The 13,856-nt window shown below is 62.1% G+C and carries 11 protein-coding genes and 1 tRNA gene; 2 read left to right on the top strand and 10 right to left on the bottom strand.

The window, feature by feature from the left end:
• Window positions 1-22 precede the first annotated feature (22 nt).
• From IPV69_RS07650 to IPV69_RS27695, 3 genes are all read right to left on the bottom strand, one after another.
• A complete protein-coding gene (locus IPV69_RS07650) occupies window positions 23-1,300 on the bottom strand; it encodes a DUF1501 domain-containing protein (protein ID WP_206294401.1) in 1,278 nt (425 codons plus the stop codon).
• 20 nt (window positions 1,301-1,320) lie between these two features.
• Entirely contained in the window at window positions 1,321-3,666 is a 2,346-nt protein-coding gene (locus tag IPV69_RS07645) for a DUF1549 domain-containing protein (protein ID WP_206294400.1), read from the bottom strand.
• Window positions 3,667-3,958: 292 nt separating this feature from the next.
• Complete coding sequence (locus IPV69_RS27695; protein WP_315853152.1) at window positions 3,959-6,988, bottom strand: choice-of-anchor D domain-containing protein; 3,030 nt, start codon at window positions 6,986-6,988, stop codon at window positions 3,959-3,961.
• A 295-nt stretch (window positions 6,989-7,283) separates the two neighbouring features.
• On the opposite strand from IPV69_RS27695, the gene IPV69_RS07635 reads away from it, so the two are divergent.
• Window positions 7,284-7,811, top strand: a complete 528-nt coding sequence (locus IPV69_RS07635; RefSeq protein WP_206294397.1) for a hypothetical protein — start codon at window positions 7,284-7,286, stop codon at window positions 7,809-7,811.
• 100 nt (window positions 7,812-7,911) lie between these two features.
• On the opposite strand, the gene IPV69_RS07630 is transcribed toward IPV69_RS07635, so the two are convergent.
• The gene (locus IPV69_RS07630) at window positions 7,912-8,262 is read right to left on the bottom strand and encodes a hypothetical protein (protein WP_206294396.1); all 351 of its coding nucleotides are present in this window, start codon (window positions 8,260-8,262) and stop codon (window positions 7,912-7,914) included.
• A gap of 247 nt (window positions 8,263-8,509) precedes the next feature.
• Between IPV69_RS07630 and IPV69_RS07625 the strand changes: the two genes are divergently transcribed.
• On the top strand, window positions 8,510-10,987 hold the full coding sequence (locus IPV69_RS07625) for an autotransporter-associated beta strand repeat-containing protein (protein WP_206294395.1): 2,478 nt from the start codon (window positions 8,510-8,512) through the stop codon (window positions 10,985-10,987).
• 126 nt (window positions 10,988-11,113) lie between these two features.
• Here the strand turns inward: IPV69_RS07625 and IPV69_RS27885 are convergent, their stop codons facing one another.
• The 6 genes from IPV69_RS27885 to IPV69_RS07595 form a co-directional block, all read right to left on the bottom strand.
• Entirely contained in the window at window positions 11,114-11,293 is a 180-nt protein-coding gene (locus IPV69_RS27885; protein ID WP_206295640.1) for a DUF1905 domain-containing protein, read from the bottom strand.
• A 104-nt stretch (window positions 11,294-11,397) separates the two neighbouring features.
• Window positions 11,398-11,640: a TraR/DksA C4-type zinc finger protein gene (locus tag IPV69_RS07615; protein WP_206294394.1), complete on the bottom strand. Its 243-nt coding sequence runs from the start codon at window positions 11,638-11,640 to the stop codon at window positions 11,398-11,400.
• 261 nt (window positions 11,641-11,901) lie between these two features.
• Window positions 11,902-12,345 carry a TIGR03067 domain-containing protein gene (locus IPV69_RS07610; protein WP_206294393.1) on the bottom strand — a complete coding sequence of 148 codons (444 nt, stop codon included), beginning with the start codon at window positions 12,343-12,345 and terminating at the stop codon, window positions 11,902-11,904.
• Between the two features lie 40 nt (window positions 12,346-12,385).
• Window positions 12,386-12,712, bottom strand: a complete 327-nt coding sequence (locus IPV69_RS07605) for a hypothetical protein (RefSeq protein WP_206294392.1) — start codon at window positions 12,710-12,712, stop codon at window positions 12,386-12,388.
• 40 nt (window positions 12,713-12,752) lie between these two features.
• A complete protein-coding gene (locus IPV69_RS07600; RefSeq protein WP_206294390.1) occupies window positions 12,753-13,553 on the bottom strand; it encodes a hypothetical protein in 801 nt (266 codons plus the stop codon).
• Window positions 13,554-13,760: 207 nt separating this feature from the next.
• Window positions 13,761-13,834: transfer RNA gene (locus IPV69_RS07595), tRNA-Met, on the bottom strand.
• Window positions 13,835-13,856 lie beyond the last annotated feature (22 nt).

Raw genomic sequence — 13,856 nt, 5'->3', positions numbered from 1 at the left:
CTGCGGGCTTATCGACGCACGATCATGCGAACAGATCGGTCACTGCCTTTCCTTTGTCTGCCACGGTAAACGGACGACCGGAGGGGGAGTGCTCGACGTGCTGCAGGTCGATGCCCATCGCCTGCGCGATGGTGGCATTGCAGTCCTGCATGGTGACGGGTTTCTCTGCGACGTGTTCGCCGGTTGCATCGGACTTGCCATAGACGTAGCCGCCTTTCACGCCGCCGCCCGCGAGCCACCAGGTGAACACGCCGGGATGATGCCCGCGGCCGTTGGTGACGGTGCTGATCTGCGGCGAACGGCCGAACTCGGTCGCCATCACGACGAGCGTGCTGGCGAGCAGGCCCCGCTGATGCAGGTCTTCAAGCAGCACGGCCATGGTCTGGTCGGTGGTCGGCGTCATGTTTTCCATCGACTTGACCTGGTCGTTGTGCGTATCCCAGTTGTGTTCGTCTTCGACTTCCACAAACCGCACGCCGCTCTCGACCAGCCGCCGGGCCAGAAGGCAGCCTTTGCCGAACGTGTGCGTGCCGTAGGCCGCCTGGGTTTTCTTATCCTCGCGAGAAATGTCGAACACCTTCAGGTCCTCGCTTTTCATCAGTGTGGCGGCATCCTGCTGCACCTTCAGGTAGGCGGCGGCATCCCGATGCGGCGTCTGATTCACGAATCGCTCCCCTATGGCCCGGGCCAGCGCGGTGCGCCGGGCAAAGTCGGACTCGGTGGTCTTCGACGGCAGGGCGGCGTTCTGCAGGCCGGCGCCGGGATCGGTGATCGGCAGGGGGGCCAGATGCGTCGGCATGTAGCCGCTCCGCGGGTGTTGCGGACTGCCGTTGATGAGGATGTTTCCCGGCAGCACGGCGTTTGCCGAACCGAGCACCTTCACGGCCCACGAGCCCAGCGACGGATGAGTAATCGTCGGCGTCATGAAGTAGCTGGTGTGCGCGAGATAGGTCCCGCGATCATGAATGCCCTGCGTGGAAGTCATCGACCGCACCAGCGAAACGTGGTGCATCTGCCGAGCCATCCGCGGAAACCACTCCGAAATCTGCACGCCGTCGGCACTGGTCTTGATCGCGTTTACCCCGGCCATCTCCGGCTTTCCGGGCTTGGGATCGAAGGTGTCGATATGCGAGATGCCGCCCCGCATGTACAGGAAGATCACACTCTTGGCTTTGCCGCCGATCGCGGGTTCCGCTGCCCGGAGCCCGCCGAAGGCAGGCAGCAATGTCACGCCAAAGGCGGCTTGTGCGAAGCGCTCCACGAAAGTGCGTCGGCTGATGTCGGTGCGAAGCGAGTTCATAGGGTGGGTGCAATGAAAGGTTATTGATTGAAAAGGAACTCCGGCGAGTTCAACAGCGCCCAGATGGTGTCTTGCTCCCGGGCCGAGGCGTCCGGGCTTGCGGCGTTCAGCCTCGCGATATCGTCCGCCGTCGCCGAGCGTACGAGGATCGCCCGGAAGATGAGCTGGGTCCGGGCATCGCCCTGTGCCTTGCTCGCTGCCAGCTGGCGGCGCAGGAGCGAGCTTTCCTTCAAGATCTGGCTCGTCAGGTCGCCATTCATCAGCGCCAGCGAGTGCGTGGTGTTTGGATCTCGATTGAACGCGTCGATCTCCCGCCGATCCGACTGGCCGAACTGCCGCAGAAAGTGCCCCAGCGGCAACGGGAGCGGCGTCTCGGAGGCGCGGATGAAACTCGGCGGCAGCGACCGCCATCGCGGGTCGGCGTCCTGCATTTCGGGCTCAGCTTCCGGTTTCATCCCGGGGCCGGCGAGCTCCTTCTTCTCCTTGGCGTATGCAGCGTTCAGCCGTTTGACTTCCTTTTCGTCCCCTCGATCCCTGGCTGCCGCCAACTCCTTCAACTGCTCCGCCCGGCGCAGGCTGGCCTCCCGCATGCGTGTGTGCGCGGCGCGGTCGAGGCGCGCCTGCGCGATGATCTCGTCCGCCGTCATCACCGCCAGCTTCCTGAGGTGTTCCGTGGCCAGCGGCCCTTCGTAGCGGAACGTTGACTTTCTCTGGTCGATGTCGGGTGCGAGCAGCACCAGGTGAGAATCCCAGATCTGCTCCGCCGAGAGCCGTCGCAGTTGCGGCCCGAGCAGGGCGAACGGCACCCCCGGCTCCGGCGTCTCGCGAACGGTCTGGCTCTGGTAGAGGCGCGTGTTGAGTAGCATCTCGATGAAAGCCCGCTCGTCGAAGCGAAGACGAACCATCGCTTGCCCCAGAAACTCCACCAGCTCGCCGTGCTGCGGATTGGGAAGCGCTGACAGGCTGTCCACCGGTTCGATCAACCCTGCGCCCATCACCCGCTTCCACAGTCGATTGGCGATGTTCCTGGCGAAGCGAGGGTTGCGTGGCGACGTCATCCAATCGGCAAAGGCCTTCCGGCGGTCGCCGTCGGTGACGACCGCTTCGTCGCCGAACAGCGTTCGCGGCTCCACCATCCGCCCGCGGAGCGACGCGTCATACGGGTAGGCCTCGGGGAACTTCAGGTGCATCTCGGTGTCCGCCGTCAGCCGTTTCAACGGTGCGATCGTCTGGCTGACGCTGTCGTCCAGTTCCTTGTCGCTGTGAAGGGCGGCCAGCCTGGCCTTGAGTTCCGGCCACTGCTTCACATTGGTCGGCGAGTAGCCGCCGGGCTTTCCCAGATTGCTTACGCCGAACGTGAACGCCGTCATCTGGTAGAAATCCCGCTGCGTGATCGGCTCCAGCGGATGGTCATGGCACTGCGCGCACTCGATGCGCGTGCCGAGGAACACCCGCGTCATGTTCGACATGTGGTCCAGCGGCATGCCGAGGTCGCGCACGTAGAAACCGACCGCGCCGTTCTTCCACAAGTAGCCCTTGGCCGTGATCAGCTCCCTCACGAACTGATCGTATGGCATGTGCGAACGAATCGCGTCCTTCACCCAGTCGTCGTAAAGCATGCCCGGCTGACCGGCGGCGAGCCCGCGCGAGTTGACCCGCAGGAGGTCGGCCTTCCAGTTGAACATGTGGCTGACGTAACCCTCGCTGTTGAGCAGTTCCGTAATCAGCTTCGCCCGCCTGTCGTCGTCCTTGCTCGCCAGGAACCGCCCGCTCTCCTCCAGCGTCGGGATGCGGCCGATCACATCCACGTAGACACGGCGCAGGAAGACCTCATCGTCCGCCGGCGGGTTCAGCTTCGTTCCCCTGGCGGCGTGAAACTGATCGACACGCTTTTGCAGCTCGGCACTGAGCTGCCGCACGTCCCCCGGCGGTGGCGTCACCTGCCCGGCCGGGATGGCCGGCCCGCGATGATCGAACTTCACCCACGAATCCAGTTTCGCCCCGTCGGCGATCCACCGCCGCACCATCGCCCGCTCGGCGTCATTCAGAGGCTGTGCACCCCCTTTGAGCGGCGGCATCACCCCCTCATCCCCGTGCGGCAGCGACACCCGCTTGAACAGTTCGCTCTCGTCCGGCTTGCCCGGCACGATCACCTCGCTGCCGCGAATGGCCTCGGCTGTGTCGAGCCGGAGCTTCCCCTTGGGCTTGGCCTGCTTCTCGCTGTGGCAGCCGAAACAGTGGTGATAGAACACCGGGAGGATGTCCCGCTCAAAGCGAGTGGACTCTGCAGCCGCGACGGGCCGGCCACCGAAAGCAATCGCGATGAAGGCTGCGAGAGATGCGAAGAAGGAAAGTTTCAAGTTCATGCCAGGACAAGTCTCCTAACGCCGTGTAACGGTCCTTCTCGCGGCCGGCGGCCCGTCCCGATTCACGGTGTCGCGTGAACAACCGTACCCGGGCAGACACCTGCCACCATCGAGATGGTATACCCCTCTGCCGTCCTTCAGGTTGTCGGCTGAAAACGAAAACGCCGAGGCGATTCAACCTCGGCGTTTCGTCTTAACCAGCGGGTCCCCGTTCGCGCCATTCCCCTGGGGCAGATGCCCGGTGCGGCGTTTCGCATGCCAGCGCCATTCGCACGCCAGCGCCTTCGGCGCGTCACACCGCTTTGCCGCGAAGGATGAAGTTGAACGTTCCTTCGCTGGCGTCGTTCGTCGTGAAGCTCAGCATCCGGTCGAACGTGCCGGCCGTCAGGCTCAGGAACTTGATGCTGAACGTCGCGCTTCCGCCGGCCGCGACCGACGTGGGGAACGATCCGCTCAGGCTGAATGGCGCTGTGGAGGCCGTCCCGGCGATCGTGGCGAACTTCAGGCTCGACAGCGTCAGCGCGACGGTTCCCGTGTTGCGGACCGTGAAGCTCCGGGTGATCGAAATGTTCTTCGCGGCCGATCCGAAATCGGTGAAGTCGGTCGTGCTCGGCAATGTATCGCCGTCGTTGATCACGACGTTGTTCCCCCGCACCTCGATCTCCGGCCCTTTGGCGATCCCCTTGATCGCGAAGTTGTACGGGTTCTCGTTGCTGTCGTTATTGGCGAACGAGATGTTGCCCGTGAACGTCCCGCCCGAAGTCGCGCTGAACTTGACCTTAAACGTGTCCTGCCCGCCGGCGGGAATGCTCGCCAGCAGCGTATCGGTGGCGTCGATGACAAACCCGGCCGGCACCGTCACGCCGCTGGTGGTCAGCGCCTTGGTGCCGGTGTTCTTCACGGTAAACGTCCGCGTGACCGGCAAGCCGACGTTCACGCTGCCGAAGTCGGTGAAGTCGGTCGTGGATGCCGTGGTGTCGCCGTCGAGGATGACGATGTTGTTGCCGCGAACTTCAACTTCCGGCGCGCCACCTGCCACGGCGTTCACGATGCCCTTGATCGAGAAGTTGTAGGGGTTCTCGTTGCTGTCGTTGTTGGCGAACGAGAGGTTGCCCGCGAACGTTCCGGCGGCCGTTGCGTTCAGCTTCACCTTGAACGTGTCGCTCCCGCCGGCGGGAATGCTCGCCAGCAGCGTGTCGGTACTGTCGATCGAAAACCCTGCCGGCACGGTCAGCCCGCTCGTGCTCAGTGCGGCGGTGCCGGTGTTCTTCACCGTAAACGTCCGCGTGAGGGGCACGCCAGTATTCACGCTGCCGAAATCGGTGAAGTCGGTCGTGGAGGCGGTGGCGTCGCCGTCGGCGATGACGATGTTGTTCCCGCGCACTTCCACTTCCGGGCTGCCGTTCTGCACGGTTCCGCGGATCGCGAAATCGAAGGGGGCTTCGGTGGAGTCGTTGTCGCTGAAATGCACGAACCGGTCGGCCACTCCGACGACGGTGGTGCTGAAGGTGATGGTGAACGAATCCCACTGGCCGGGCTGGATGACACCGCTCAGCCCTTCGGTGACCGAGAAGCGGTTGGTCACTGAACCGGCAGCATCGGTGACACGCAGGCTGGCGGTGATCAGGGGGGCGTCGCCGTCGTTGAAGACGGTGAACGTTTTAGAGACCGATCCGCCGGGCGCGATGGTGCCGAAATCGGTGAAGTTGGCAACTTCGGGGACGGTTGACCCGTCGTCCACGGTGCCACCGTCGGATTCGACGAAGATCTCGGGGTCGGCGTTGGGGAACAAGCCTGAACCCGGGCCCAGCAGTCCGTCAGTGCCTGGTCCGCCGAAGAGCTTGCTAAGGCTGCCGGCGGTGGTCAGGGTGTCGTCGCCATCCCCGCCGAACAGCAAATCGCCGACGCTCGACTGGACACTGGTCCCGATGATCTCGTCGTCCCCGCCTAACCCCGAGACGTTATCGCTCCCACCGTTGCCGACAAGCCTGTTGGCGTCGCCGTTGCCGAAAATCGTGTCATTACCCGAGCCACCGAAGGCGTTCGACATCAAAGTCCCGGGTGCCGCGATCACGGTACGGTTGGTGTGGGTCGCCAGAACTGTCGAGCCCAGGTCCACGGTGACCGCTTGCGACATGGAACTGAAATCGAGTTCGTTGATGCCGTCGATATCCGAGATGGTGTCCACCTGGCTCGCCAGGGCGTTAGCAAATCCATAGCGATCATCGCCAAAGCCGCCGTCGAGCAGGTCCGAGCCTTCGTCGCCGAAGAGGATGTCGGCCGAATCGCCGCCGATGAGCGTATCGTTGCCTCCGCCGCCGTGGAACTCGACGGGATCTGTCCCATCGTTGGTGAGGGTGTCGGCGGCGGCGGTGCCGAAGATCACGTCAGCGCCGCCGCCGAGCAACCAGTCCGCGGCCGTCGTGCGCGTCGAGGCATCGAACCGTTCGGCCTCAGCGGAAAGGTTGATGCTCGTGCCCTCGAAGCCCGAGTAATCGATCCTGAACGCCGATGACGACGGCGACGTCACCTGCGTATTGCTCATCACGAACGACGATGGCGAACTGGCGAGAAAGTTATTGAAGCTGAAGCTGTCGCCGATGCCGCCGGAGTTTGCCCCGGCATTGAGTGTGAGCCGCCCGCGGATGTTGTCGAGCACGCCGCCGGTGGGGTTCAGGTCGTTATCGCCGACTTCGTAAAAGTCGTTCCCGCCGTTGCCGTTGAGGGTTACGGAGACTCCCGCCTCGACCTCGTTGACGTTGGTGAAGTTGGGGTTCCCCGACTGCTGCACGACGACGCGCGCGACGTTGGCGAAGTTGATCGCCCGGTTGTTGATCTCGATGCTCGACACGCGGACGCGCGAGTTCGGGTCGTCACTCCCCGTGACCGGGCGGGCCGAGTCGTTGACGGTGAGCAGGTCGTTGTCGGAGAGCGCGCCGCCGCTGACGAGGACGTCCTTTTGCACGCCGTCAAGATTGCCCGTGCCGATGGTGATCGAATCCGTGCCGGCGTTGCCGTTGACCGTCACCGACGTCCGCGCGCTGCCAACCCCCGCGACCGTAATCGTATCGGCGCCGGCATTGCCGTTGATCTGGATGCTGGTGGTGGTGGCCGCAATGCTCGTCGTCACGCCGTTGAGGGTGAAACTCGAGCTGTTCAGCACGATGGTGTCGGCATTGCCCGTCCCGTTGATCACCAGGGCCGCAAACAGCTGCCGGCACTCGACCTGCTCGATGATCGCCCGCACCGCCGATGCGACGGGGCGGCGGGAGGAGCGCTGCCGGAAGGATTTGGCCGCGTGCGAGGCATTTCGATTGAACATGTGCATTCTTCAAAACCGGTAAAAAGCGGACGACGACACGGCCGACACCCCGACCCGTCCCGTGCCACCGCACCACCTGAGTCAGGTGCGCCGGCGACGGCTGGAAACCCCTCAGCAATGCAGGGGCGATCGAAGTCCGGGCAAAACCACCTAACGAGCGAAGTCGCGGGGGAAGTCGCCGGGCAAGTCGCTGGGGAAATCGCGGGTGACGGTCGCGCGCGAGCATATCGGCACACCGAGCACAGCGAAAGCAAAATGCCGGAAAATCAACTAGCGAAGGGTGGGAGACGCGTTCTTGCCCGCCCCCGTCTGCTCGCCAATCGCATGGCAGAAGGTCACCCTCCAACTGACCGAGATTGTTATTGAAGACCGGAAACTCTCAGACCAGATCAACGTCTATGGAGACATGATCCGTACCAAGCGCCGTCTGGCCGTTGTTTTACTGCTGACTCCGGTTTTGTCTTCCGCTGCACAGGCATGTCGATGCCTGCCGCCGCCGCCGCCCAAAGAGGCGATGGAGAAGTCGGCGGCTGTTTTCTTTGGCCGTGCCCTGTCCGTCGAGAACAAGGGAGGCAACATCTCGATTAAGTTCGCAGTGGAGCGCACGTGGAAAGGTGTTGACTCCAAGGAGATTGTCGTCGTGACGCCGACCAATTCTTGCGGCCGAACCTTCGAGAAAGGCAAGCAATACATTATCTATGCAACGGCGGACAAAGGCGGCGCACTTGGAACCAACCTTTGTGACCGCACCAAGTCGAGTGAGCAAGCCGCCGACGATCTGAAAGCGCTGGGGGACGGCAAAGAGCCGATCGAGAAGAAGTGACCTTCGCGCTGCCGTCGCATTCACCTCTCTGCCGCCGGTTACGACGTCTACGCGGCGAGGCGCTGATCGACGCGAAGACAGCGCAAAAGCCCGGGGGTCCCTAGCGCGATTCCGGGTTTGCGTTCGACACCGACCGCAAGTCATCGAACACATCTAACTTGATCACTTTGAGAAACACGACCAACTCTGGAAGCCAAGGGCGTTGGACGACTGCCAATAAGAGAACCCGGGGATTGTTGTTGTCTCCACCGGGCCCGTTGATATCTTGCACCCGCAACGCCTGGGGACGTTCCCAGGTCTCCTGAATAATCACATGAAACGTTCCCCACATGAAGCATTCGGTGGTGCATTTTGTTCGCGCACAAGACTTTTCAACCCGCCCTGCCGTTGCGGCGGTGGTGCTTGGATTTTTGTTCCCCGCGATGGCGCAGGCCCAGTATTTCACCGACACGGGTAGCCCTGCGAATCCCGCCTGGAGCACGATTCTCCCCACACTGAACAACAACTCGGCAGACCCCGGCCCGGTCTCCGGCTCGGTCCTTAATGTCAACAACTCGCTAACCGAGGTCGGGCTCTACGGAAATCGCCCGATTTCTGTCAGCCCGTTGCGAATTCATGTCCCCTGCAACACGTCCACGACGAACTTAACGAACTTCACCCGTTGGTATCAAACCGATGGGAACACAGAAGTCTTTCGAATGTTTGTCAATGACGAGAACACGGCGACGACGCGTGATGGCTCGACCCGTAGCGAAGCATTTACCGAATCGACGTGGTCTACCGCGAATAGCGCGACTTACGAATGGACTGGACGCTATACCATTGCGGCCCGGCAACAGGGTGCCGCGATTCTCCAGGTCAAGAACACGGACAACGATTGGGCGGTGCAGCTCAACATCAGCAGCAGCGGCGCGTTGACGGTCAACAACCGCCGCAACGCCGGCGACGTGACGCTCACGAATCCTGATGGCAGCACCAGGGATTTTGACGGTCAGGGCTTTGATGTACGAATTCACGATGACGGCCTGAATTACAAGGTCTGGATCGATGGCGTGCTCTATGCGGACAACTTCTATTCTCGTCCCACCGGCGGCACTCAATTCCGCTGGGGCATGTATCTGGGCAGCAGCATCCTGACCGCGCCTTCGACCCAATCCGTCATTCTTGTCAGCGGGGCTCAGGTGAAGTCGTGGACCGGCGACCTCAACACCCCCATCACCACCATCACCAAAGCGAACAATAACGCGCTCAACCTGAGCGCCTCGGGCAGCTGGTCCGGGAACGTCGCCCCCGGACTCTACGAGATCGCGCAATGGAACAGCTCGGTCAACGCGACTAACTGCAACGCTACCCTGAATGCCGACCAGGTCTGGAGCGGAATCAAAATCACGAACCCCGCGACCCAGGTGACGATCAACGGCACCGCCACTCTGGGCCTGGATCGATCTGGTGTGGATATGAGTTCGGCCACGCGGAGCCTGCTGGTGAACTGTCCCGTTGAACTTCGCGTGACGCAGCCTTGCACGATCGCTTCGTCGGTCAGCGCGACGTTCAGCGACTCCATGATCGGCTACGGCGGCATCACGCTCGGCGGCAGCGGCACCCTGATCCTGACGGGCGCCAACACGTACACCGGCCCGACCACGATTAACGGCGGCACGCTGCGCATGGGCAACGGCGGCACGACGGGCTCGCTCAGCACTGACAGCATTATCACCGTGGGCAGCGGGGCGACTTATGAGACCAACCGCAGTGACGACATCGTGCAGGGTACGGACTTCAGCGGAGCGGCCATCAGCGGTGCGGGTGGGCTAAAAAAGTCGGGCACCGGCAAACTGACGCTTACCGCCGCCAACAGTTATACAGGCCCGACCACGCTCAGCGCGGGAACTCTCGCATTTAATGTCGCGTCGCCGTTCGGCAGCACCTCGGGCATTTCGATGGCAGACGCCACGCTGCTGCAGCCGCTCATCGGCGGCGCGACGATCAGCAAACCCATCGTCATCGGCGGGGCAGGCACCACGGTCTCCATAAGTGCGCCGACGAACCTGCCCGGTGCGGGTGCAGTTTCCACGTTCACACTCGGCGGGACGATCAGTGGCAGCGGTAATATCAAGTTTACCAGCAGTGCGAATCAAAACGCCTTGTCCACCGTCGCGCTGAAGGCACAGAACAGTTATGCGGGAAATACTCTGCTCGATACCAGCGGGAGCACCGCGTCGCAGATCGTCCTCCACATCGGTATCGCCAACGCGCTTCCGGTATCGACCGTATTGACAATCGACGGTCAGAATGGTGCCGGCACGGGCCGCTTTGCGGACGTCAATCTGAACGGATTCAGCCAGGAGATCGCCGGCCTCACCAACGTCGCACGTGATTTCCGCATTCAACGCATCGTCAACAGCAATGTGTCCACTGCGGCAACGCTCACGATCAACAACAGCAACGACTACGCGTTCTCCGGCACCCTCGGCGGCAGCGCGGCCGGGTCGGCATCGGCGTCGGCGATGCCAGGCTCGACCGGCGGTAACAATTTTGCCCTGACGAAAAAGGGTGCCGGCACAATCACGCTTTCGGGTATCAACAGCTACACCGGCGTCACCACGATCAACGAGGGCACCCTCAAGCTGGATCGTGGCGGCCTGGCCGGAACCACCGCGGTGACGCTGCACTCCACCGGGGCACTGCTTTTGAACGGCACCTCCAACGACATCGTCAACACCGCGTCAGTCGTGAATCTCGCCGGCGGCATCCTCGCTTTCGGGAACGCCGCCAATCAGGCCCAGAATTTTGGCGCGCTCAGCGTCGTCGCCAATTCCACCCTCGACTTCGGCTCCGCCGGTAGCGGTGGAAACGACGAGTTCCTTTTCTCCGGCCTCGGCTCCCACTCCGCAGGCTCCAGGCTCACCATCACCAACTGGGTCGGTAGCCTTACCGGCGGCACGGAGGGTGCCAATGACCGATTGGTCTTCGACGATGTGTCCAGCAATTTCATCGCTGCCTACAGCCAGAGCGACGTGTTCTTCACCGGCTACGGCACGGGTTTTCGGGTCATCGAGTTTGGCACCAGCTACGAGATCGTCCCCGTGCCCGAGCCGGCGACGGGGCTGATCGGTGCGCTGGCGGTTGGTACTTGGATCGGTCGCCGGAAACGGCGCTTCCCCACCGCGAGTTAGCAACATGGCCGTTCGTAAGCCAAATGTCGGCCGGCCGAGCACGTATGCCGGCTTCCGGAAGTGGCCGGCAACACGCGTTACACCTATCTCGTGAAGGGCGGGTAACGGCAGTCGTTCCGCCACCGTTTATCCGCCGATCGCATGGCAGACGATCAGCGTCACAAGCGGTCGATCGCCGATGATCAGGTGCTCCGCCTTTCGGACGGCGGCCTTGACGGGCAGCAGGAACGCGCCGCGTTTCTTATCGGGGAAGACGGAGGTTTGCCAGGTCGGCTCCCGCCGTGAAAAATGCTCACACGCCGTGATTTTTACTTACAAACGGGGCGGTTGCAGGCGAAACACTTATCGAAGCGTGCGCGTACCCGTCGTGGATTCGCTTACGGAGCCGGCAAAACGCTTCAAAGGTGGGCCTACCCCTGTGCCCGCCGCACCGGCTTGCGGGTCTTTTTCATGGAGATCGCTCCGTAGTTCTTCTTCATGGTGCCGCTCTTGGCGAGGTTCTCGGCGACGAAGCTGATCTGGAACTCGCCGCCGACGGCCTGGCTGCAGGCGACGCATAGCCGGGTGTCGGGCAGGATCTCGATACGCTCGGGCGGGATCATCGTGCCGCACCGCTCGCAGGGGCGGGTCGGGTTGGTGGCGTGGTCGGCCATGGCGGATACCTCCGTAAGGGGCCTGGGACTGGCGTCGGGCACGGTCGGCCGGGTGCTGTCCAACCTGAGCGGCCGGTTTGGGCCGGGTACTTCAGCGCGCAGACAAAGAAGCCCTCGGAGAAAACTCCGCAGGGCTTCTTTGATGGAAATAGATGCAATGCAAACGTCTGCGGATTGGGAAAGATTCCGCCAAGCGACTTGGTCACATGAGTCATGACCGGGCACGATGCAAGGTGTTTGTCCTCGACCAAAGGTCGGTGCTTACTTGTTCATCCGCTTCAGGATGATGTACGACACGCGGCTGCCCTTGGCGGACGCAAACGTCTGGGGTCTTGCCCCGCCTGGCTCATTAAAGCATAGCTTCAACGTCTCACCATCGATCTCGTAGATGCCCAGCGACTTCTCCCGCTTTTTAGACACCAGATCGATGGCCGGCGGCACCTGTTTGGGATCGAGCGTGACGACGGCGAAGTCTTCCGGGTCGTCGTCAGGTGTGAGCTTCGTACCGTTGAATACGAACGCCTTTGGCTGGTTTTCGGCAGCAACTTCCTCCCCGCTGATCGTCACCTTCTTGATTGCCCAGGCACCGCGAAGTTTTTCCAGTTCCGCGGCGACGGTCGGCGGATTGTCCCCGGGCGCGGGGACCGCCGCGGCGAAGGTGCAGATTGCGGCAAATACAATCAACAAACGACGAAGTACGCCCATGGCAATTCCTTGAGCCTCGAATCTCGTCATACGTGGAGCATCATTTCTTTGGCGGCGCCTTGATCGCTTCGAAGTATCGATCGCCTTTGGAGATGATATGCGCCCAGGCCGCCATCCCAGCCTTCAGGTCCTTTAGTTCGGCCGGCTTGCCGTCCACTTCGATCTTCGTCGCCGGCCGAATGGGCGCGGTGTAGTCGCGTGCGCCGTCGGAGTGCTTGACGGTGAAAGTCACCTCGGACTTCTTCACGTCCACCGACTTGATGACTCCATCAGCCGCGAACCCGGAGGGTGGCGTCGCGATCGCCTTCTGTGACAGTGCGATAGCGATGATGACGCTGAGGATGAAACAAAGCAGATTGGTTCGCATAGATGTCGTCAATGAAGGTTCAGTGCGAGTTTAAAATGCGTCACGGTTCCTTGGGGATATGTTGCCGCTCAATTTCGACAGGTACGATGATGTGCAGGTCTCCTTCGCGCTCGACTGCGCCTGTCACGACGACCGGCTTGGCGCCGTGATCGCGAGCGATGAACGCGCTGCTGACGGGGTTGATGCAGACCGCGTAGCGCGTCAGATTGTCCCGCTCACCCACAACTTCCACCACCATGTTGTACTTGGTGCGATCGACCACTGCATTGTGATCGACCTGGGGGATGGCGGTTCCGCGAAGAACCGTCATCTGCGGCTGGTTCGCGACCTTGGGAGCGAGCGCCACACCTGGCGCTGGCTGGGTAGCGGCCTTCCCGCCCACCTCCACGATGACACTGAACTCTCGAATCAACCGGGTAGCGGTCCGTGCGGTCGGTTTAGACCCGCCGGGATAAAGATAGACAAACCGCAGCTTGCTCACGCCAGGTGCGATGGTGTTGTAGCGGAAGGTGTAATCGCCGATATCGTCCACGCCTTTATTGTCTGCCCGGAATTCCACAGCCGGAATCGCGGCCTGGCCGTAGCTGCCGCCGATCACAACGGGGGTGAGTGCCGTGCCGTGAGGCTGGCCGACTTCCCAGCCGGTCTGCTTGCGGTCGCCTTTCAAGACGACGCGCACCTCCTGGCCGACGGCGACGGGAATCGTCTTGCCGTCATCGGTGAGCGTGACAGTGACAATCTGCGGCTGGCCGACAGCCGGTTGCGTGGCAGCGGCTTGAAGGTCTGGTTGAGACAAAACGGCCAGTATCGTAATGAACCCCAGCAGTATTCGAACGGGCATCAACCTCATCTTGGTGGACTCCGCGTTAGGTAACCCAACTCGCTTTAAGCCGCGCCTGAACGGCACGGCTACGGATATGGACGCAAGCTCATCTTGGATGTTCCAGGATCGGCAAAACGGTAACTTTGAATATTTGCTGCATTGGGTGCCTCGGTGCGCAAACAAAGAAGCCCTCGGAGAGAACTCCGAGGGCTTCTTTGATGGAAGTAGCGGGGGGAGGATTCGAACCTCCGACCTCCGGGTTATGAGCCCGACGAGCTACCAGGCTGCTCTACCCCGCGATCACTGAGACCCCACTATAGG

It is taken from the genome of Humisphaera borealis (genome assembly GCF_015169395.1).
GTDB classification, from domain to species: Bacteria; Planctomycetota; Phycisphaerae; order Tepidisphaerales; family Tepidisphaeraceae; genus Humisphaera; species Humisphaera borealis.
The sequence above is the reverse complement of the archived record's forward strand: the minus strand, read 5'-3'. Positions and strand labels throughout refer to the sequence as shown.